At 36.3% G+C, this 22806-nt stretch carries 14 protein-coding genes; 5 read left to right on the forward strand and 9 right to left on the reverse strand.

The features are described 5' to 3' along the window. Window position 1 precedes the first annotated feature (1 nt). Window positions 2-958: a phosphoribosylaminoimidazolesuccinocarboxamide synthase gene (locus Q0871_RS14090; protein ID WP_299325007.1), complete on the reverse strand. Its 957-nt coding sequence runs from the start codon at window positions 956-958 to the stop codon at window positions 2-4. Between the two features lie 8 nt (window positions 959-966). Further along, window positions 967-1920 (reverse strand): PhoH family protein, encoded by a 954-nt coding sequence (locus Q0871_RS14095; protein ID WP_299325010.1) that lies wholly within the window; start codon window positions 1918-1920, stop codon window positions 967-969. A 129-nt stretch (window positions 1921-2049) separates the two neighbouring features. Between Q0871_RS14095 and Q0871_RS14100 the strand changes: the two genes are divergently transcribed. Both Q0871_RS14100 and dnaN read left to right on the forward strand, forming a co-directional pair. Next, window positions 2050-2880: an SAM-dependent chlorinase/fluorinase gene (locus tag Q0871_RS14100; RefSeq protein WP_299325012.1), complete on the forward strand. Its 831-nt coding sequence runs from the start codon at window positions 2050-2052 to the stop codon at window positions 2878-2880. Window positions 2881-3157: 277 nt separating this feature from the next. Then, a complete protein-coding gene (dnaN, locus tag Q0871_RS14105; protein WP_299325015.1) occupies window positions 3158-4276 on the forward strand; it encodes a DNA polymerase III subunit beta in 1119 nt (372 codons plus the stop codon). 72 nt (window positions 4277-4348) lie between these two features. On the opposite strand, the gene Q0871_RS14110 is transcribed toward dnaN, so the two are convergent. After that, window positions 4349-4714, reverse strand: a complete 366-nt coding sequence (locus Q0871_RS14110; RefSeq protein WP_299325017.1) for a DUF4870 domain-containing protein — start codon at window positions 4712-4714, stop codon at window positions 4349-4351. A gap of 73 nt (window positions 4715-4787) precedes the next feature. Continuing rightward, window positions 4788-5216 carry a hypothetical protein gene (locus tag Q0871_RS14115; RefSeq protein WP_299325019.1) on the reverse strand — a complete coding sequence of 143 codons (429 nt, stop codon included), beginning with the start codon at window positions 5214-5216 and terminating at the stop codon, window positions 4788-4790. Between the two features lie 111 nt (window positions 5217-5327). Here Q0871_RS14115 and mnmE point away from each other — a divergent pair, with 111 nt between their 5' ends. Continuing rightward, window positions 5328-6725: a tRNA uridine-5-carboxymethylaminomethyl(34) synthesis GTPase MnmE gene (mnmE, locus tag Q0871_RS14120; RefSeq protein WP_299325022.1), complete on the forward strand. Its 1398-nt coding sequence runs from the start codon at window positions 5328-5330 to the stop codon at window positions 6723-6725. Window positions 6726-6739: 14 nt separating this feature from the next. Here mnmE and Q0871_RS14125 read toward each other — a convergent pair whose 3' ends face one another. Continuing rightward, a complete protein-coding gene (locus Q0871_RS14125) occupies window positions 6740-7321 on the reverse strand; it encodes a tRNA-(ms[2]io[6]A)-hydroxylase (protein WP_299325025.1) in 582 nt (193 codons plus the stop codon). A 111-nt stretch (window positions 7322-7432) separates the two neighbouring features. Then, the gene (locus Q0871_RS14130) at window positions 7433-10810 is read right to left on the reverse strand and encodes a methylmalonyl-CoA mutase family protein (RefSeq protein ID WP_299325026.1); all 3378 of its coding nucleotides are present in this window, start codon (window positions 10808-10810) and stop codon (window positions 7433-7435) included. A gap of 320 nt (window positions 10811-11130) precedes the next feature. Between Q0871_RS14130 and Q0871_RS14135 the strand changes: the two genes are divergently transcribed. Both Q0871_RS14135 and Q0871_RS14140 read left to right on the forward strand, forming a co-directional pair. Continuing rightward, on the forward strand, window positions 11131-11883 hold the full coding sequence (locus tag Q0871_RS14135; protein ID WP_299325027.1) for a helical backbone metal receptor: 753 nt from the start codon (window positions 11131-11133) through the stop codon (window positions 11881-11883). Between the two features lie 362 nt (window positions 11884-12245). Continuing rightward, on the forward strand, window positions 12246-12986 hold the full coding sequence (locus Q0871_RS14140; RefSeq protein WP_299325028.1) for a CpsB/CapC family capsule biosynthesis tyrosine phosphatase: 741 nt from the start codon (window positions 12246-12248) through the stop codon (window positions 12984-12986). A gap of 2 nt (window positions 12987-12988) precedes the next feature. Here the strand turns inward: Q0871_RS14140 and Q0871_RS14145 are convergent, their stop codons facing one another. The 3 genes from Q0871_RS14145 to Q0871_RS14155 form a co-directional block, all read right to left on the reverse strand. After that, window positions 12989-19447 (reverse strand): PKD domain-containing protein, encoded by a 6459-nt coding sequence (locus Q0871_RS14145; protein ID WP_299325029.1) that lies wholly within the window; start codon window positions 19445-19447, stop codon window positions 12989-12991. A gap of 186 nt (window positions 19448-19633) precedes the next feature. After that, a complete protein-coding gene (locus tag Q0871_RS14150; RefSeq protein WP_299325030.1) occupies window positions 19634-22012 on the reverse strand; it encodes a tyrosine-protein kinase in 2379 nt (792 codons plus the stop codon). 20 nt (window positions 22013-22032) lie between these two features. Continuing rightward, window positions 22033-22803, reverse strand: a complete 771-nt coding sequence (locus Q0871_RS14155) for a polysaccharide biosynthesis/export family protein (protein ID WP_299325031.1) — start codon at window positions 22801-22803, stop codon at window positions 22033-22035. Between the last annotated feature and the right edge of the window lie 3 nt (window positions 22804-22806).

Here is a 22806-nt window from a genome sequence, read left to right on the forward strand (position 1 = left end):
CTTAAAGACTCTCCAAATAATTCAAAACATTTCTATTGATACGGTCATTAATATGGGTAGTATCAGCCTTTATAAATGGCTCACCTGTTATGTGCTCGTAAAGTTCAATGTAGCGCTCAGAAACCGATTCGATATACTCATCAGTCATCTCAGGTACAGTTTGCCCTTCTAAACCTTGAAAGTCATTAGCAATCAACCACTGCCTTACAAACTCTTTAGAAAGTTGTTTTTGAGGTTCGTCAGCATCTTGTCTGTTCTGATATCCTTCAGAATAAAAATATCTTGAAGAATCGGGAGTGTGTATTTCATCTATCAATACAATTTTGCCCTCTTTAGTTTTTCCGAATTCATATTTAGTATCTACTAAGATCAATCCTCTATCTGCAGCAATTTCTGTTCCTCTTTGAAAGAGTGCATAAGTGTACTTTTCCAATACGGCATAATCTTCAGCAGAAACTATTCCTTTACTTAAAATATCTTCCTTAGAAATATCTTCATCATGATCTCCCATTTCTGCCTTAGTTGCAGGGGTGATAATCGGACTCGGGAATTTATCATTCTCCTTCATACCGTCGGGCATTGCAACGCCACAAAGTATTCTTTTGCCTAGTTTATACTCTCTAGCTGCATGACCAGATAAATACCCACGAATGACCATTTCAATTTTAAATGGTTCACAAGCTACACCAACAGCAACATTAGGATCAGGAGTAGCAGTTAACCAATTAGGAACAATATCTTCGGTAGAAGCCATCATTTGAGTCGCAATTTGATTTAGAATTTGTCCTTTATAAGGTATACCTTTTGGCATCACTACATCAAAAGCAGACAACCTATCAGTCGCTACCATGACCAACATATCATTATCTAAAGTATATACAGATCTCACTTTGCCTTTATAGACATTCTTCTGACCTGGAAAATTGAATTCTGTTTCGTAAATAGTATTATTTGACATGTATAATTTTAATTGTGGTGTTCAATAGTTTTATAAGCTTCTATCACTTTCTTAACAAGTTTATGGCGAATTACATCTTTATCATCAAGATAGATTACTTCTATACCTTCAACATTCTGTAAAATCAACAAAGCTTCTTTCAATCCTGAAACTGTTCTTCGTGGTAAATCAATTTGCCCAGGATCTCCAGTTATTAAAAACCTTGCATTTCTACCCATCCTGGTTAAAAACATTTTCATTTGAGCATGAGTGGTATTCTGAGCTTCATCTAAAATAACAAAGGCATTATCTAAAGTTCTACCGCGCATAAATGCCATTGGTGCAATTTGTATTGTTCCATTCTCTATATAATGCACCAACTTTTCTGCGGGTATCATATCCCTTAGAGCATCATACAAAGGTTGCATATAAGGATCGAGCTTCTCTTTTAGATCACCTGGTAAAAACCCTAAGTTCTCGCCAGCTTCTACAGCAGGTCTTGTTAATATAATTTTCTTTACTTGCTTTTCTTTTAAAGCCTTTACGGCAAGAGCTACACCTGTATATGTTTTGCCTGTACCAGCTGGTCCAATGACAAAAACCATATCGTTATTTTTGGAAGCATCAACCAAACGCCTTTGGTTGGCAGTTTGGGCTTTAATTAACCTACCGCTTACACCGTGAACTAAAGTTTCTCCACTGTTCTTTGATGATTTAGATTCATCACCCTCGGAACTTGTTAAAATTCTTTCAATGCTGTTTTCGTCTAGTTTATTATACTTTATGAAATGTTGGGTTAGTAAATCGAACCGTTTTTCAAACTCTTCTAAAAGTTCTTCATCTCCAAAGACTTTGATCTTATTACCACGGGCAACAATTTTCAATTTCGGAAAGTACTTTTTTAATAAATCAATATGTTCATTTTGCTGCCCAAAAAACTCTCTCGGGCTAATTTCGGTAAGTTCTAGAATTATCTCGTTCAAACAGTCAGTTTTATTATGATTTATAGTTAGCGAAGATTAGTTTCTAATCGCTGTTTTTTGTTTAATTTTGTATATCAAATTTAAGCAAATTTTAAGTTCGACTAACCAAAAACATATCAACATTGCTGTATGGCAATAATCACCCTAACAACAGATTTCGGATTAAAAGATCACTTTGTAGCCGTATTAAAAGGCTCCATATATACAGAATTGCCCGATGCCAAAATTGTTGATATTTCGCATGACATCATGCCTTTCAACATTCAAGAATGTGCATACATTCTATCTAACTCTTACAATAGCTTTCCAAAAGGGACTATTCATATTGTAGGTATTGATTCTGAAGAGACACCAGATAACAAGCATATTGTAGCACTTGTAAACGGGCATTACTTTATTAGCGCAAATACCGGTGTCATTGGGCTCATTACCTCTGAAATGACTCCAGAAAAAGTATTTGAAATAAATTTACCAGACTCTATTGCTAACTCATTTCCCGTATTAAATGTTTTCATACAAGTTGCGTGTCATATAGCTCGTGGCGGCACATTAGAACTAGTAGGCAAACCATTTACAGAATTAAACGATCTTAGAGAATTTGCTCCAAGAATAGTAGAAGACGGCAAAAAGATTATTGGCAGTGTTATCTATATTGATAACTATGGTAACGTTATCACAAATATTCGTAAAAATTTATTTGACGCCTATCGTAAAGATCGTAATTATACCCTTATTGCACGTAACCATAAATTAAACAAAATTCATAAAGCTTATAATGACTTTATAGATTATAGCTTAGAAAAAAACCAACGTAAAAGTGCAGGTGACCTTTTGGCTATATTTAATTCATCAGAATATATTGAATTGGCAATCTATAAAAGTAATCTTACCACAGTTGGTGGTGCCTCTACCTTATTAGGCCTAGGTTATAGAGATACCATTATGGTAGATTTTGAATAGTGAAGGCAAATTGAATTTCATTAAAATTTAAGCGTATTTTTAAATGATACGAAATCAGCAAAAGTTAATAACTAATGGTCAATTACAAATATTAAAAGCTTAAGTTAGTAATACTTAGTGTTATACACTACCTTGACCGACAACAAACTGTTAATAAGTTTGTTTCCTTAAAAAGGGCAATTAAAATATCTTTGTTGGTAACGAAAACTGCCAACAATAAGGAGTTTAAACCTATTTTTCTTGTGAATTCAAGATTAATATCAATAAAATTTAAAGAATGAAATTTATAGTTTCAAGTACCTATTTGCTAAAGCAACTTCAAATATTAGGAGGTGTAATCAACAACAGTAACACGTTACCAATTTTGGATAATTTTCTGTTCGATTTGCAGAAGGACAAACTGACCGTGTCAGCTTCCGATTTGGAAACCACCATGAGTTCGGTTATAAAAGTAGATTCTGATAATGAAGGTACTATTGCAGTACCGGCAAGATTGCTTTTAGAAACTTTAAAAACTTTCCCTGAGCAACCACTTACTTTTGTTGTTGAGGATAACAATACAGTAGAAATTAGTTCTAACCACGGTAAATATGCCTTAGCATACGCTGATGGTGCAGAATTCCCTAAAGCGGTTGAATTAACTAGTCCAAGTTCTACTACATTACTTGGAGACATTTTAGCAACTGCTATCAACAAAACAATTTTTGCTGCTGGTAATGATGATTTAAGACCTGTAATGAGCGGAGTCTTTTTTCAGTTCTCTCCAGAGAGCTTAACATTCGTTGCTACAGATGCACATAAATTGGTAAAATATCAACGTACAGATGTAAGAGCTTCTCAAGTAGCTGAGTTTATTATGCCTAAAAAACCTTTGACTTTATTAAAAGGTATATTAGCAGGTAGTGAGTCTGATGTACTTATCGAGTACAATGATAGCAATGCAAAGTTCATCTTTGAAGAAACCGAACTAATCTGTAGGTTAATCGATGGTAAATACCCTAATTATGAAGCGGTAATACCAAAAGAGAATCCGAATAAACTTACTATAGCTAGAAATCAATTCTTAAGTTCAGTAAAAAGGGTTTCAATTTTCTCTAATAAAACTACACACCAAATACGTTTAAAAATAGCTGGTGCAGAATTAAATATCTCTGCAGAAGATCTTGATTACTCGAATAAAGCAGAAGAAAGACTAACCTGTTCGTACCAAGGTGATGACATGCAAATAGGGTTTAACTCTAGATTTTTAACTGAAATGTTGAACAATTTAGGGTCTGATGAAGTTTCTCTAGAAATGAGCCTACCAAATCGTGCAGGTATTCTTACCCCAACCGATGGTTTGGATGAAGGTGAATTTGTAACTATGCTAGTAATGCCTGTTATGCTTAACAGCTAGTAATTAAAATCTATTAACTAAAAAGGGTCAGTTATTAAACTGACCCTTTTTTTATTGTTTATTGTGTAATTACTATATAAACCGTATAGTTCCAAAATAGCTTGGCAATTCGCCATTACTAGCTTTTATTGCATTTACTGCAGGCATTACAATTGATAAAATTCCTGCGAATATTAATAATAAGATTCCGAGTCCGAATAATAAGATTCCGGGAATTCCGATTACAAGATATAAGATTAAGGTTAACTGAAAGTTAATTACCGATTTACCGTGCTCATCCATACCTATAACAGAATCTTTAGTCGTTAGCCAAATTACTAGCGGTACTATGAGTCCGCCAAATCCTGTTACAAAATCTAAATATTGAGATAAATGAGTAATGACCAACAAATTACGGTCTTCACGAACAACTACTGCGTTTTTATTAACTAGTTCCATTTTTGATTGATTTAGTGATGAATACTACAAATAAGACGCATAAAGTCGCGAATTGTTACAACTTTTAAAGAAATTATAGTTTTCTATTCAATTTTGTAAGCTTCTCTTGTTCCTTCATAATCCTCATTTGACTCTTTGCAACCTTATCTTCTATTTTCTGAATATTTACAGGAGAAAGCGTTCCTTTTAGTTTTCCTTTTTCAAGCTGACCTTTCAATTTTGTAACTTTATTTTCTTCTTTAGAAATAGATTTTGCTTTAGAATCAATTTGCTTTTGAAGCTTATCTTCCTTCTTTTTAGCTGCATCTTTTTTCTTTTGTTCAGCAGCTTCCTTCTTTTCTTTCTTAGCTTCGGCTTTTGCTTTATCTACTTTCTCTTTCACTTGTTCCATTTCTTTTTCCTGAGCTACAGTAATTTCACCAGTAGTTTCAGGGGCGTCATCTTGAGCAACAGCTAATGAACTAACCAATACAAACGCCAACAATACAAATACTTTTTTCATTTTTTAATTACATTTTATACTATGTAAAATTACTATATAATTATACACTGAAAACAAAATCCAATTAAATTAAGAAAACTACAACAGTTAATAATTGATTATTTTTGCAGCATGATTCAAAACGATACCATAATAGCATTAGCAACTCCGGCAGGTGCAGGAGCCATTGCAATTATTAGACTTTCAGGCGCAGATGCAATTACTATTGCTTCCAAGCATTTTGAATCAGTTTCAGGTAAAATTCTTGTAAACCAAAAAAGCCATACCATTCATTTAGGATATATTAAGGACGGAAAAAATGTATTAGATCAAGCACTAATATCCATTTTTAAGGATCCACATTCGTATACTGGAGAAAATGTGATAGAAATATCTTGCCATGGTTCACCATATATACAACAACAAATTATTCAGCTATTTCTTAGAAATGGATGTAGAACAGCAGATGCAGGTGAATTTACCCTAAGAGCCTTTTTAAATGGTAAAATGGATTTGAGTCAGGCTGAAGCAGTTGCAGATTTAATTTCTAGTGATAATGCCGCTAGCCATCAAATAGCTGTGCAACAAATGCGTGGCGGATTCAGTAATGAAATTAAACAACTTCGAACAGAGTTATTAAATTTCGCATCTTTAATTGAACTAGAACTCGATTTTTCTGAAGAAGATGTAGAATTCGCGGATCGTACTCAGTTTAAAGAACTACTTACACGTATTCAAAAAGTATTGCAGAGCTTAATAGATTCTTTTGCAGTAGGAAATGTAATTAAAAACGGAATTCCAGTTGCTATTGTCGGCGAACCTAACGTGGGCAAATCAACACTTTTAAATGCATTTTTAAATGAAGAGCGCGCATTAGTATCAGATATTGCAGGTACCACACGTGATACCATAGAAGATGAAATTTCTATAGGCGGAATAGGGTTTCGATTTATAGACACCGCAGGAATTCGCGAAACACAAGATGTCGTGGAAGGCATGGGTATTAAGCGGACTTTTGAAAAGATAGAACAAGCCCAAGTAGTTTTGTTATTGGTTGATGGCTCAAAACTATTAGCCGATGACAAAAAACTGAAGAATATCGTCATCGATTTTGAGAAGATAAAAAATCAGAATCCGCTAAAACCATTAGTCTTATTGGTTAATAAAGCAGATACCCTTTCTGAAGATGATAAGAATAAAATTGGCGCATATTTAGACGACGTAAAATATTTATCTGCAAAAACAGGCGAAGGCGTTGAAGAGTTACAGAACAGCCTTTTAGAATTTGTAAATACCGGAGCACTTCGCAATAATGAAACTATTGTAACCAACACCCGTCATTACAATTCATTACTTAAATCACTTGAAGAAATAGAAAAGGTACAGTTCGGAATGAAAGCAAATCTTTCAAGCGACCTTATGGCAATTGACGTTAAAGAAGCATTGTATCATTTGGGAGAAATTACCGGTCAAGTAACCAATGATGAATTGCTAGGAAACATTTTTGCTAATTTTTGTATCGGCAAATAACCACTGTAAAAATATCAACCATGAATGGTCTCATCTTTTCCATAGTTTTTAATCACTTCTGCTTCAAACTCAACTAACTCTTGCCAGCGTTTGTCGACATCAACATCTTGACCATATTTACGAGCAAAGCCAATGAAAGTAGTATAATGACCCGCTTCGCTTACCATTAAATCATAATAAAACTTAGATAATTCTGGATCTTTAATTTCCTCTGAAAGTAGTTTGAAACGTTCGCAGCTTCTGGCTTCTATCATAGCAGAAAATAATAGCCGATCTACCATAGACTGTAATCGACTACCACCTTTATTCATGAATTTGTAAAGCTCATTTACATAACTATCCTTACGTTCTCGACCTAATGTATAACCGCGCTCTTTAATAATATCATGAACCATTTGAAAATGCACCAATTCTTCTTGCGCTAACAAAAGTAAATCAGTAACTAAATCTGGGTATTCAGAATTTAGCGTAATAATAGTAATTGCATTCGTAGCCGCCTTTTGTTCGCACCATGCATGGTCCGTTAAAATCTCTTCTATATTCTTTTCTACAATATTGACCCAACGAGGGTCAGTTGCTAATTTTAAATGAAGCATGGGCTATTTATTTTTGTAAAAATAGGAGTCAATGAAGGATATGCAACCATCAACATCCTATATATTTCAGAAATCAGAAATTATAGCCTGATTTTTATCCTTAAAAAACAACTACATATTTCTACGATACTGCCCTCCAACTTCAAACATGGCGTGTGTAATTTGACCTAATGAACAATATTTAGTTGCTTCCATTAATTGCTCAAAAGTATTCTCATTATTCAGTGCAATATCCTGCAAAGATTTCAAAGATTCTTCTGCGATAGCTGCATTTCTTTTCTGTAAATCTTCAAGATTATGAATCTGTGCTTTCTTTTCATCTTCGGTTGCACGAATAACCTCTTCTGGTATTATAGTAGGAGACCCGTTAGATGACAAGAAAGTATTCACCCCAATTATTGGCAACTCCCCAGTATGCTTCTTCGTTTCATAATACAAACTCTCTTCTTGAATTTTACTGCGTTGGTACATACTTTCCATTGCTCCAAGCACTCCGCCACGATTTGTAATTCTATCAAACTCAACCATAACGGATTCTTCAACCAAATCGGTCAATTCTTCGGTAATAAATGATCCTTGCATCGGATTCTCATTTCTTGCCAACCCAAGCTCTTTATTAATTATCAATTGTATAGCCATTGCCCTTCTTACAGAATGTTCTGTAGGCGTGGTAATTGCTTCATCATATGCATTAGTATGCAAAGAATTACAATTATCATAGATGGCATAAAGCGCTTGTAATGTGGTTCTAATATCATTGAAATCAATCTCTTGCGCATGTAAAGAGCGCCCTGAAGTTTGAATATGATATTTCAGCTTTTGAGAACGTTCATTCCCGTTATATTTCAACTTCATCGCTTTTGCCCAAATTCTTCTTGCGACCCTACCAATTACCGCATATTCGGGATCAAGTCCGTTACTAAAGAAAAAAGAAAGGTTGGGTGCAAATTCATCAATATGCATTCCTCTAGAAAGGTAATATTCTACAAAAGTGAAGCCATTGGCAAGTGTAAAGGCCAACTGACTAATCGGGTTCGCCCCTGCTTCTGCAATGTGATAACCAGAAATAGAGACCGAATAAAAATTACGGACTTTCTGATCTATAAAATACTGTTGTACATCACCCATTAAACGCAAAGAAAATTCCGTAGAAAAAATACAGGTGTTCTGTGCTTGATCTTCTTTTAGTATATCTGCTTGTACCGTACCTCTTACTTTCGATAATGCATCTGCCTTTAGTTTAGCATATACATCTGCTTTTAAAACCTGATCACCAGTCACCCCTAACAGAAATAAACCAAGACCATCATTACCTTCTGGCAACTCACCAGCATAGGTTGGGCGCTTAGCTCCTAACTTCTTATAGATGGCATCAATCTTTTTATTAACTTCAGTAGTTAGTCCGTTCGCCTTAATATACTTCTCACATTGCTGATCAATAGCGGCATTCATAAAAAATGCGGCAATAGTCGCCGCAGGACCATTTATAGTCATAGAAACCGAGGTCGTCGGTGCACATAGATCGAACCCTGAATATAATTTTTTGGCATCGTCCAAACAGCAAATACTAACTCCGGAATTACCAATTTTTCCGTAAATATCTGGTCGATAACCTGGGTCTTCACCATAAAGTGTCACCGAATCAAATGCTGTAGACAAGCGAGCTGCCGGTAATCCTTTAGAAACATAATGAAAACGTTTATTCGTTCTTTCTGGTCCGCCCTCACCAGCAAACATTCTGGTAGGGTCTTCCCCCCGCCTTTTAAAAGGAAATACACCTGCCGTAAAAGGAAATTCCCCTGGTACGTTTTCCTGTAAAGACCATTTCAATATATCTCCCCAGCCTTCGTACTTAGGCAAAATTACTTTTGGTATTTGTGTTTGCGATAAAGATTTGGTCGTTGTTTCTACCTTCACCTCTTTACCCCTAACAATGTAGGTGAAAAAATCTCCTTCATAATTAGCCTTCTTCTCATTCCACCCATCAATTATTTTTTGATTATGTGGATCAAGATCTAATTGCAATTCTTGCTTCGCGGCTTCAATAGCACTTAACACATCTTCCTTATCTCTTAATATTTCAGAAGATTCTTTAAGACTGAATAGTTTTTGGGCGACCGCTTTTTGATATTCAGCCCTTTCATTATAATCACGAATAGTATCAGTTATTTCAGAAAGGTATCTTGTTCTTTTTGGCGGAATGATGTAAATCTTCTCAGACATTTCTCGAGAACTTTCAAAAGTTGATTTGAAGTCCTCAGCGGCAGTTTTATCTACTAAAGTATCAATAACCGCCCTGTACAACTGATTCATGCCCGGGTCATTAAACTGGGATGCAATAGTGCCATAAGCTGGAAGTTCTTCTGCAGGAGTATCCCACAACAGATGATTACGCTGGTATTGCTTTTTCACATCTCGCAATGCATCTAAAGCCCCTCTTTTATCAAACTTGTTTAACGCAATTAAATCGGCAAAATCGAGCATATCAATTTTTTCTAATTGTGTTGCCGCACCGTATTCCGGAGTCATGACATATAAGGACACATCTGAATGCTCTGTAATTTCAGTGTCAGACTGACCTATACCCGAGGTTTCTAGAATAATTAGATTAAAACCGGCAGCTTTAGTAATATCTACGGCATCTTTCACATATTTTGATAAGGCTAAGTTTGACTGGCGTGTAGCCAAAGAACGCATGTATACCCTATCATTAAAAATAGCGTTCATTCTAATACGATCTCCTAATAGTGCTCCACCCGTTTTACGTTTAGATGGATCTACAGAAATTACTGCAATCTTTTTATCCTCAAAATCAACAAGAAAACGACGCACCAATTCATCTACTAACGATGATTTACCAGAGCCACCTGTTCCTGTAATTCCTAATACGGGAGCTACTTTTTTCGTTTCAACCTTTTTTCTGATAGTATTTAAAACCCCTTCATACTTTTCAGAAAAGTTCTCTGCAGCAGAAATCAATCTTGCAATATCGGCGTAACTAAGTTGTTGTAATTCGCTTAATTCTACATTAAGCTGCTCTCCAACTGGAAAATCACTTTTTTGAATCAAGTCATTGATCATACCTTGAAGTCCCATGGCACGACCGTCATCCGGAGAATATATTTTCTCAATACCGTAGGCATGTAATTCTTCTATCTCTTCAGGTAGAATTGTTCCACCACCACCACCGAACAACTTAATTTGCGATGCTCCTCTCTCCTGCAACAAATCATACATATACTTAAAGTATTCTACATGTCCGCCTTGATATGAAGTAATTGCGATTGCCTGCACATCTTCTTGAATTGCACAATCAACAATTTCTTGCACAGATCGGTTATGACCTAAATGAATAACCTCACAACCTGTAGATTGTATAATTCTCCGCATAATATTAATGGCAGCATCGTGACCGTCGAAAAGGGAAGCCGCTGTAACAATACGTATATGGTTTTGAGGTTTATAAGGAGTTTGTGTGATATCGTTCATTTCAAATGCTCAATTTAATCTTTAGTAACCTGATTTTTTCCACGTGATGAATTAATTACGCTTCAATTAATAGTCGTTAAGTACATTAATGACCTTATAAATATTGATGTTACAACAACAATTTTCGGTTGATACGAAAATAAAGATTTTAATTATCATTATTTCAATTTTCTTCAATTCTGAGCTTAAAATTTGATTGATTAACAAATATTTATCTGAAATTTACCGAATTGATATTTTTAAAATCATGTATTGATTTTGTTTACTAAAACTTCACCTAAAAAAAGGGCAGATGTACGACTCTTATTACTGCTGTAATCATGATATATAATGTTCAACTAGGAAATCAAATCAGAATTAATTCTACACCCTCTAGAATAGTTTCTGTTGTTCCCTCTATTACAGAATTATTGTTCGATCTAGGATTAGGCGATAAAGTAATTGGTTGTACCAAATTCTGTGTACATCCCAATAAACCTTATCTCACGAAAAGTATGATTGGTGGCACAAAGGATTTGAATATGGAAAAGATTCTAAAATTAAATCCTGATTTAATACTGGCTAACAAAGAAGAAAACAACAGAGATCAAATTGAATCTCTAGGTGCATCTGCTCCCGTCTGGATTAGTGATGTCAAAACATTTGATGACTGTCTTAAAATGATAGAACAAATTGGGCAAATAACTTCGAGCTCTAAACGAGCGACGGAAATCATTAATCATCTAAATAATACATTAAAACCAAAAAGACCATCAATAAAAGTGGGCTATCTTATTTGGAAAGACCCCTATATGACCGTGGGTGGCGATACCTATATTAGTGAAATGCTAAACAGGTGTGGGTATATAAACGTATTTGCTAACCAAAATCGATACCCGATTGTTACCTTAGAGGAAATAAATGATTATAACCCCGATGTAGTCTTATTATCATCTGAGCCCTACCCTTTTAATGAAGAACATCTAAAAACCATTAAGAGCGTTTTAAAGAATATAGAAGTTAGACTAGCTGACGGAGAATTCTTTTCTTGGTATGGCTCAAGACAGCTAAATGTAAAGCCTATTGAATCTTAATTTATATACTAATGAGCTTAATCTTTTAATTACTATAAATTATTTACAATTTTCTATTTGAGTAGCTCCTTTTAATAATCCAATCCAACTAATAAAGTTTATGAATTTTAAATAGAGCACCATCTTTACCTAGCTACTACTCAAGGCTGAGATAACCCTAGAGGTTTAGACAATTTAAAAACTATTTCTTAGCTAAAATAATAGCGCAATTTTATAGTTATCAAGTTAGAAGATGCTGGTATAGTTCAAAACTAACAGTTCTGTCATTATACCTTGTGCAAGCACTAAAAATTGGTAACCTTAATAAACACTAACTTTGATATACACTGCATCTGCAGTTAAACAAAATCTAATTTTAATTTATGTTCAGCTTTTTCTCTAAAAAACATTTTTTAATAGATCATCTAGAAGGGTTTATCGATATCCATAATCACATATTACCAAGAATAGATGACGGCGCAAAAACTGTTGAAGATTCTATTGAACTAATAAAAGGTTTTAATGAATTTGGAGTAACAGATTTTATCTGTACTCCGCATATCATGGAGAATTACTATCCTAACAATCCTAACACGATTAACGGCTCATTATCGCTACTCAAGAATGCTTTAAAAATGAACAATTTAGAGCATGTAAATGTAGTGGCTGCAGCAGAGCACATGATCGATTCTGGTTTTGAAAAAATATTAGAAGATAAAGATATTATGCCTCTAGCAAAAAACTATCTTTTAATAGAGATGTCATACTTACAGGCTTCTATTAATTTTGACAGTTCGGTTGAAAAAATAAAAAGCGCTGGCTTGTTTCCAATTTTCGCGCATCCAGAGCGGTATGCTTATTTTCACAATAAGTTGAAATCACTAAATAAGATAAAAGATAAAGGTGTATTTTTTCAATTAAACATGCTCTCTTTAAGTAACTATTATGGCAAAGATGTAAATAAAGTAGCAACACATTTGATTAAAGAAAACTTAATTGATTTTATTGCTAGTGACACTCATTCAATCAATCACATAAATCATTTAAAAACGATTACAGTAAACACGGCTTTATTAGATTTATTATTCCCAATTATCACTAAGACAATTTATAGTTTTAAATAGTATTACTTAATTAAAAGTTCTTTCTGATATCTATTTCCATTTACATCTAAAATGTTAACAATATAGAATCCTTCTGTAAAATCATACAAATTGATAATCATATCAAAGTTACTTTGTAATCCATCTGGTAAAATACTTCTTATCAATCTACCTGTTATATCATAAAATTGAATTTCCTTAATTTGAATTTCATCTTTATTATTTAATGTAACAATATCAAAACTAGGATTAGGATATAAATCAAATGATATCGACTTTGTATTCATTAAACTCTTTGAAGTATTTGAGTTTATCTTTTCTAATCTTAAGTTATCATAATATACCGTACCCGCATTCTGCGAGGCGTAGTTCGTAAAGAGCCAGATATCTAGCGTGGTCAGGTTTGCGGGCACTATAAAAGTTCCGCTATAATTGCTCCAACCGCTACTGTACGTATGCGACAACAATGCAGTGTTCGCACCGTTGTTCTGATTGACCTCTATTCTAGGGACTCCCGTGCTCCCTTCCGCATCCAATGACAACGATAGCTCGTCGCCAGCATCTATGCCCAATATATCAAGGTCCAAAGACACCCGGTAACGCCTCCAAGGCTGACCGTTGTCAATATTCGATATCTCAAGGGCACAGTCAGATCCGTTCGTAACTATCGAGGTTCCCAATACCGTATCGGGACCGCCAACCATACTGCCAGATACCAATGTTATTCCTTCAATATCGTTCGTCAGGTAATCTGCGCAAACCAAAGGCGCACTGCCGTCTATCGCCTCGACCTCAAGGGTACTGACAGAGGAATTTCCATCTTCATCGGTTACCGTTAAGCTTGCAGTATAAATACCGGCATCTACATAATTATGTTGAGAATCTGAAAGGTTCGAACCAACACCGTCACCAAAATCCCAGGTATAGCTAACTATACCAACATCGTCGGTAGAATCGCTTCCCGTAAAATTGACGGACAAAGGAATATCTCCGCTCAAAGGGGTTCCCGAGGATAAGGATATAGGGGAATCCGCCGATGGTTCTACAATGATTTCTACCGTATCGGTACTCATCAGTCCTTCGGCATCCGTTACCGTTAGTATCGCATTGAATGTTCCTGCCATAGTATAAATATTTGAAAGCTGGATGCCCGTACCGGTACTGCCATCCCCAAAATCCCAAGAATACGAAACTACACCACTGTCATCTGAAGAGGCCGAGCCGTTAAAGTCGACTGTCAAAGGTGATGCCCCCTGCACAAGCGAAGCTGTAAGTTCAGAAATTGGTGGCAAGTTCACTTCCACCTTGGATAAATTGATTATACTTAGATTGTCGTAATAGACCGTCCCCGCATTTTGTGAGGCGTAGTTCGTAAAGAGCCAGATATCTAGCGTGGTCAGGTTCGAGGGCACTATAAAAGTTCCGCTATAACTGTTCCATCCGCTACCGAACGTATGCGACAACAAGGCAGTGTTCGCAACGTTGTTCTGATTGACCTCTATTCTAGGGACTCCCGTGCTCCCTTCCGCATCCAACGACAACGATAGCTCGTCGCCAGCATCTATGCCCAATACATCAAGGTCCAAAGACACCCGGTAACGCCCCCAAGGCTGACCGTTGTCAATATTCGATATCTCAAGGGCACAGTCAGATCCGTTCGTAACTATCGAGGTTCCCAATACCGTATCGGGACCGCCAACCATACTGCCAGATACCAATGTTATACCTTCAATATCGTTCGTCAGGTAATCTGCGCAAACCAAAGGTGCACTGCCGTCTACCGCCTCGACCTCAAGGGTACTGACAGAGGAATTTCCATCTTCATCGGTTACCGTTAAGGTTGCCGTATAATCGTCCGCATCTACATAATCGTGTTGAGGATCCGAAAAGTTCGAACCAACACCGTCGCCAAAATCCCAGGTATAGCTAACTATACCCACATCGTCGGTAGAGTCACTTCCCGTAAAATTGACGGACAAAGGAATATCTCCGCTCAAAGGGGTTGCCGAGGATAAGGATATAGGGGAATCTGTCGATGGTACTACAATGATCTCTAACGTATCGGTATCCATCAGCCCATCGGCGTCCGTTACAGTCAGCAAGGCATTAAAAGTACCCACGTTCTCATATATATGCGAAGGTTGGATACCAGTACCTGTACTGCCATCGCCGAAGTCCCAATCATAGGAAACTATACCCGTATCGTCAATCGAGGAAGACCCGCTAAAATCAACGGTCAATGGCAATACTCCAGCAATTGCCGAGGCAGTAAGTTCTGATATCGGCGCATCGTTGGCAACGACATCGGATAAATTTATAATCGATAGGTTATCGTAATAGACCGTACCCGCATTCTGTGAGGCATAGTTCGTAAAGAGCCAGATATCCAGCGTGGTCAGGTTTGCAGGCACTACAAAAGTTTCGCTATAAGTAGTCCAACCGCTACCGTACGTATGCGACAGCAATGCAGTATTCGCAACGTTGTCCTGGTTTACCTCGATCCTCGGTACACCAGTACTTCCTTCCGCATCCAATGACAACGAAAGTTCTTCTCCCGCATCTATACCCAATAAATCGAGATCCAAAGATACACGGTAACGACCCCAAGGTTGACCGTTATCAACGTTCGATATCTCAAGCGCACAGTCCGAGCCGTTCGTGACTTCCGATGTGCCCAATACAATATCCGCCCCGCCGGAAACACTACCTAAAGGTAAAGTGATTCCAGGGAAATCGTTCGTTAATCTATCGCCGCATTCCAAAGGGAAATTGCCATCGATAGCCTCAACTTCAAGACTGCTCGTCGAGGAATTACCGTCGTCGTCGGTGACCGTTAAAGTGATCGTGTAAATACCGGCATCGACATATTCATAATGAGGGTCGGTCTGATCAGAGGTACCGCCATCACCGAAATCCCATGCGTAGCTGATTATGGAAACATCGTCGCTCGAACCGCTACCCGTAAAGTCAACAGATAAAGGAACCTCCCCGCTCAAAGCGGAACCGAGGGATATCGATATCGGCGAACCCAACATTGGTTCTACTAAAATCTCCACCTGATCCGTATCCGTCAGCCCACCTTCATCCGTTACAGTCAGCACGGCATTAAAAGTACCCACGTTCTCATATATATGCGAAGGTTGGATACCAGTACCTGTACTGCCATCGCCGAAGTCCCAATCATAGGAAACTATACCCGTATCGTCAATCGAGGAAGACCCGCTAAAATCAACGGTCAATGGCAATACTCCAGCAATTGCCGAGGCAGTCAGTTCTGATATCGGCGCATCGTTGGCAACGACATCGGATAAATTTATAATCGATAGGTTATCGTAATAGACCGTACCCGCATTCTGTGAGGCATAGTTCGTAAAGAGCCAGATATCCAGCGTGGTCAGGTTTGCAGGCACTACAAAAGTTTCGCTATAAGTAGTCCAACCGCTACCGTACGTATGCGACAGCAATGCAGTGTTCGCAACGTTGTCCTGGTTTACCTCGATCCTCGGTACACCAGTACTTCCTTCCGCATCCAATGACAACGAAAGTTCGTCTCCCGCATCTATGCCCAATAAATCGAGATCCAAAGATACACGGTAACGACCCCAAGGTTGACCGTTATCAACGTTCGATATCTCAAGCGCACAGTCCGAGCCGTTCGTGACCTCCGATGTGCCCAATACCGTATCCGGACCGCCGACCATACTGCCAGATGCCAATGTTATACCTTCAATATCGTTCGTCAGGTGATTAGAACACCCATCTGTTTCATCAACAATAATTACCTGTAAATCAAAAACAGCGGTACAACCATTTGCCGTAGTCATTACAAATTGACCTTGATTAGAGATATCAATCAAACCATTGTTTCTTTCAGGATTACTTCCTTGGTACACCCCAGTATCTATTTTATATACATATTCCGAGCTTCCACCTGAATCAAAAGTAGGTCCGTTTTCTTGGGGTGTAGTAATATAATATTGACTATTTGGTGCTATGGCTCTTATATATATATCTCCACCTTCCTCAATAGTTAATGTATTCCCTGTTTGCCAATGACCACTTACCCCAATTCGGTACTGAGCTATAATGTCTTCTGTGGCACAGATTACTACGTCTGGGTTACCTGTATTGATTCCTTGTTGGTAGTATTCTTTAATTTCAGATTCACCCAAAACTTTATTAAAAACCTTAAGCTCATCAATTTTTCCATTGATTTCATCTGTAATACCACTACCGTTGGCATAGCTAGGTAAATTGGCAGCAGTTCTTTTATCATAAAATCCAGAGGAAGTAAAATGTGATTGTAGGCTATTATCATCTTTAAAAGGAATCGTACCGCTCAATGCTTTCCACGATATCAACTTACCATTGGCATATAATTTAGCAGTTTTACCATCATAGGTAGCTGCCATATGCACCCATGTATCCATTGGTGTGCGACCAGCATAAAGGTCTACTGGACCATTATTGGTAACAAAAGCCCATTTGTACATGGTATTGTGAAAACCAAAAAATAGCGTACTCACATAATCATGGCTGAAAATACCAACATTTGGTAATTTCCCCGTAATTGGTGATGAAGTGCCTCCTGTTGAATTTCGATAAGCCCAAGCCATAACTGTAATTTGGTCATCTAATGTTTGCAAAGATGGAGAGCTCTGAATATCAAGGAGTGCATTGCTACTATGTTCAAATCCATTGAACTCTATAGCACCTCCTATTATTCCCGAGTTCCAGCTATAATTGCTTCCACTTGAAATACTATTTCCATTATCATCATGCTCTACAATTGTAGAATTATTATTATACATACTACTATCCACTGCATTGCTTCCACTACCGTCTTCAAACTTCATGTCTACAATTAAATTTTCATTAGTTATTTGTAAAGGAAGCGCTGAACCAATTTTAATTGTAGCTGCCTTACTAGGCACCCCATTATTGTCAATTCCAAAAAGCATATAATTTCCAGGAGGTAATAGTTCACGATTTGGAATAGAAACATCATAAGTACCGTTACCAGTGAAATTCACCGGAATTCTTCTTTGCTCGTTATTTGTACTATGTGTAGCAGCTGAAAAGCGAATAAGACTAAACTGTGTAATTCCTGTACTTGCAATAACAGTAATATTTGAATTGTAATTTGCAGTCTGCGGTGCATTTGAAATAATTGGTCTTGTTGCTAAATTACCAGAAGAATTAAATAAATATGGTGGACTGTAAATTTCAGCACTAAAGTGATTATTGCATCCATTTAAAAGATTATCACAAAGTCCACCCCCACCAACAAAAACACGCCCATCGGTCATTAAAATAGCAACACTATGGTAAGTTCTGGCCTCTTGCATTTGCGCAACAGTTTCCCATGTTCCAGCGCCTCCATCAGTAGCAGGAGTATACAATTCCGCTACATGACGTGCGCCAACATCTGTAAATACCGCACCGCGGTCGAGTCCGCCAGTAACAAGCACTTGACCATTAGGGAGTACCGTACTATTATGCATTGTTCTACTCTCTGATAAATGACCTGCACTAACAACTGTTGGCGAATTAGGATAATCTACATTAATATCAATAACAAAAGCATTATTTTTAGCTGGTGTGGTACTATTAAAACTTTCTCCATAAGAGGTAGCGCCACTTACTTTTAAAATTTTACCAATATCAAACATTACCGTGGTACCTTTCATTGAATAGGTATCATTAGATCTAAATCCTGCCGAAGTTATAGAACCACCAGGCTCATCTAAATTAATCCAATGCATTTCTTCACTAGGTCCAGCATGAAAAAGTTTTCCGTTTGGTGCAGGCCATAACCAGACATGATTATCAACCCTATATAAGGGATTTTGTTGACTTTCAAGATTAAGATCATTCGCTGTATAAATGTCCTCACCTGTTATACCTGGCAAGTTCACCCATCCAGATTCAGGGGTCCATAATTCTGCTGCTTTTCCGCCATTATTACCTGCACCACCACTCCAAGACCCACCAACTGTAAAAACGGCACCACTAGAAAGGGTGACATTACCTTGATAGCCACGAGGAATGTTCATATCCGAAGCACGAGTCCAAACATTAGTTACTGGGTCATAAATACTGGTTCGTTCGCTCGTAGTTCCACCAGCTGAAAGTATACGACCATCTGCAAGGTTGTTAATACCAGGGCAAAACATATCATGATCAGTATCTGTTAAGGTCATACCTAAAGCAGACCCCAATCCTCCATTACCTGATGGATCAAAAAGTTCTGTATACGTGTACCCATCACCTATTTCGTTAAATGTATTTGGAAATTGAGATGACCAGGTCAACAATCGACCATCGGGTAGGTTAGCAACGGCTACTGGCACGATACCAAAAGGTATTGGAAGCCCCCATTCACCATCTTGATGTAAAGCTTGTGAAAAACTTGAAGAAGAAATAAATAAAAAGATGGAGGTAATAAAAAATAGTCCCCAATTTGAATTGAATTTATACATATTGATCTTTTATAATCGGGGAATTACAAAAGAAAGCATAGTATTTAACTAAAGTATTTTTTTAGTATAAAATATCGATGAACTACAACATTACCCGATAAACATAAAAATCCCCGTAGTACAACTACGAGGATTTTATAAATTATAAAATAAAGCTTAATTATAGATTAAATAATCATATTAAACCTAAAACTTCCACCACTTTTTAACTGATTTACCATAGCCATAGCCATATTTACCACCATAACCAAGATTAGATTCTTTAACATCGTTAACAACAAATGCCAACCCTTTCAATTTTCCTTGATCCCAAAGATTAATTGGATATTCTAAAACTTTTGTTTCGGTAACTCCTGCTCTTGTTACATATATAATGTGATCTGCAAGTTCTGTTATTAGCATTGTATCCGTTACTACCATAATAGGCGCCGTATCTACAATAACATAATCATAAATTTCAGATACTTCAGATAACAACGTTTCCATTCTATCACTCATCAATAACTCCGCAGGGTTAGGCGGTATCTTACCAGAGTAAATAACATCAAATGTAGTAGAGTGTACTAACATGGAATTAATAATGTCTTTTGATTGTACTTTAGGATCATGTAGATATTCAGACAGTCCCAAGTCGACATTACCTCTTGAACGACTCCCTATTTTATCTACATCTTTTTGTGCAAAATACGTATACAATTTAGGGTTTCTAACATCACCACCTATTAATAAAACTTTCTTATTTGTATTGGCAAAAATCATGGAAAGGTTAGATGAAATGAATGTTTTTCCTTCGCCCGGCACACTAGAGGTAACAAAAATTATGTTATTCTTTTTATCACTCTTTGATTTTATCAAATAATCTAGATTCGTTCTTAAAATTCTAAGTGATTCGCTTAAAACCGAACGGTCATCAGTTTTAATTAGCATTTCCTCTTTACGACCCATTTTAGGAAGTTCAGCTAAAATAGGCACCTCATTAATTAATTTCTCAAGAGAAACTTTGTTATAAATCTTATTATCCATCAATTGATTTGCATAAATAACCGAAAACGGCAAAAGCAATCCAATAAGTACAAATGCCAAATAAACTTTAGGTCTCTGCGGTGTCACTGGAGAATCCCCTACTTGGTAGGCACTATCAATAATTTTAGACTTAGGCGTACTAGACGCAAATGTAATTTGTGACTCTTCCCTCTTTTGTAATAAATACAAGTAAAGAGATTCGGTAGTTTGTTGCTGCCTAGTTATATCACGAAATTCTCTTTCATTTTTAGGAGCTGAATATATTTTAGAATTTATTCTTGACATTTGACTAGATAAACTATTTACCTGCAGCCCTAAATTCCGCTCCATACCGTTCAAACTAGACTTCATGCTTTGCTTTAAACCATCAAGTTGCTGGTCTAAATTAACAATCATAGGGTTTTGTTCATCAGCACTTTTAAGTAATCTGTTTCTTTCTGAAACCAACTCATTATACTTTGCTGTTGTATTTGCTATTGTAGGATCAGAAAGACCAACATTTGAAGGTAGCACTTCATAGCCTGTTTCAGAATTTACATAATCTTTCATGCCACTAGCAATATTCAGCTGAGTCTTTGCATTCTCCAACTCTTGCCTATTAGCAGCTCCTACATTTAAAGCTATGTTTGCTTCTCCTTGTATATCAGTAACTCCTTTAGAAGTTTTAAAATCTTGTGCTGTTTGATCAACCGATGTTAAATTGGTAGAAATCTCTTTAATTCTGTCATTGATAAACGTCGAAGTTTTATCTGCAATAGCCTTTTTATCAATTATAGCATTTGTGTTATACGTGTAAATTAAATTATTTAAAATATCCTTGGCTTTTTCTTGATTTGCATCTTCCAGAGATATGTTGAGAATATTAGAAAATTCCGTTGCCGGATTCATAACAATCTTTTCTTGATACCCTTCTGCAACAATAAATAATGGATTTACCGATACTTTTATCTGACTGCCTTTGTAGTTTTGAAAATAAGGCAAATTAGGAGTGATTACAATATCACCTAATTCAGTTGGTATGTTTTTACCAAAAGAATATATTTTAGAAGGTGTATCTCTATCCAAACTAAAACCAAATGTGGTTTCATTAGATATTTCAACAAAAAACTCCAACTTAGAATTATTTACAATAGAATCATTTTCTAAAAAATTAACTTTGAAAGGCTTGTTAGAATACACTTCTGTACTCTTTACATTACCTATCTCTGTCAAAACAACATTTAAATCTAAATTATCAACAACCTCAACTAAATTTGACCGAGATCCTAAAATCTCTAATTCGTCTTCAACATTATTTTGACCTTTACCTAAAAAGTCCAAATCAGAGAAAACCGATAATTCAGATGAAGAAGATTTATCTTCTAAAATTTGAATTTTAGCAGCTGCTTTATATTTAGGTGTAGCATAACGTAAATATAAAACCCCAAGCATTAGAAAGAAAATGGCTGATAATAAAAACCATTTCCAATGTTTAGAATATCCTTTAACTAGATCCGATAAATCAGAGCTATCCCCTAGAGAAATTCTTTTTTTATTTTCCATAAAATTAAATAGTAATATTATTATCTAGTAAGTATCAAAACTGTAGATGTAATCAGTACAGATGCTATAGAAACCCAAATTGTTGCACGATTATCTAAGGCTGATGAAGTTATAGCAGATTTATTTGGCTCAACGTAAACAACATCATTTTGTGTTAAATAATAAACAGGTGAGTTTAAAGACTCTTTTTGGGTTAAATCAATTCTTGTATATACCTTGGTTCCATTAAAATCTCTAATTACCATAACGTTTTGGCGTATACCCTTAATGGTCAAATCTCCTGCCAAACCAATGGCTTCAAGTACCGTAATTTGCTCTCCATTTACAGGGTATGTACCTGGTCTTGCAACTTCACCTAACACAGACACCGTAAAGTTTTTTAATCTAATATTAATAATTGGATCCTTTAAAAAATTACTAAGTTTTTCTTTTAATAATTCTTTCGTTTCTTCTGGAGAAAGACCTACAACTTTTATCGTACCTAGAACAGGAAAATCAATATCTCCATTCTTATCAATAATATAATCTAATTGTTCTGGACGAAAACCACCTTCTTCTGCTCCTTTAAAAAGATTAAAAGGCATACTAGCTTGAGGATCCAAAGTAGAAACGTTAATGCTAACAACATCATCAATCTTAAACTTGTTGGTATGAGAATTATCTGAAACTATAGTTTCATAATCGCCTGCATTTTGAAAATATACTACATCTGTTTTTGATGCGCAAGAAACTAAAAGTAACGAACTAATAATAAATAAACTGCAAAGCTTAACTACTGATTTTCTGATCATATC

The sequence above is a fragment of the uncultured Maribacter sp. genome, from assembly GCF_947500985.1.
Taxonomy (GTDB): domain Bacteria; phylum Bacteroidota; class Bacteroidia; order Flavobacteriales; family Flavobacteriaceae; genus Maribacter.

What these genes read in the sequence shown, in the direction of transcription:
- Q0871_RS14145 (WP_299325029.1), bottom strand. Translation starts at nt 19,447, where the DNA reads ATGTATAAATTCAATTCAAATTGGGGACTATTTTTTATTACCTCCATC.
- Q0871_RS14150 (WP_299325030.1), bottom strand. Translation starts at nt 22,012, where the DNA reads ATGGAAAATAAAAAAAGAATTTCTCTAGGGGATAGCTCTGATTTATCG.
- Q0871_RS14125 (WP_299325025.1), bottom strand. Translation starts at nt 7,321, where the DNA reads ATGCTTCATTTAAAATTAGCAACTGACCCTCGTTGGGTCAATATTGTA.
- dnaN (WP_299325015.1), top strand. Translation starts at nt 3,158, where the DNA reads ATGAAATTTATAGTTTCAAGTACCTATTTGCTAAAGCAACTTCAAATA.
- Q0871_RS14100 (WP_299325012.1), top strand. Translation starts at nt 2,050, where the DNA reads ATGGCAATAATCACCCTAACAACAGATTTCGGATTAAAAGATCACTTT.
- Q0871_RS14115 (WP_299325019.1), bottom strand. Translation starts at nt 5,216, where the DNA reads ATGAAAAAAGTATTTGTATTGTTGGCGTTTGTATTGGTTAGTTCATTA.
- Q0871_RS14110 (WP_299325017.1), bottom strand. Translation starts at nt 4,714, where the DNA reads ATGGAACTAGTTAATAAAAACGCAGTAGTTGTTCGTGAAGACCGTAAT.
- Q0871_RS14135 (WP_299325027.1), top strand. Translation starts at nt 11,131, where the DNA reads ATGATATATAATGTTCAACTAGGAAATCAAATCAGAATTAATTCTACA.
- Q0871_RS14130 (WP_299325026.1), bottom strand. Translation starts at nt 10,810, where the DNA reads ATGAACGATATCACACAAACTCCTTATAAACCTCAAAACCATATACGT.
- Q0871_RS14090 (WP_299325007.1), bottom strand. Translation starts at nt 958, where the DNA reads ATGTCAAATAATACTATTTACGAAACAGAATTCAATTTTCCAGGTCAG.
- Q0871_RS14155 (WP_299325031.1), bottom strand. Translation starts at nt 22,803, where the DNA reads ATGATCAGAAAATCAGTAGTTAAGCTTTGCAGTTTATTTATTATTAGT.
- Q0871_RS14140 (WP_299325028.1), top strand. Translation starts at nt 12,246, where the DNA reads ATGTTCAGCTTTTTCTCTAAAAAACATTTTTTAATAGATCATCTAGAA.
- mnmE (WP_299325022.1), top strand. Translation starts at nt 5,328, where the DNA reads ATGATTCAAAACGATACCATAATAGCATTAGCAACTCCGGCAGGTGCA.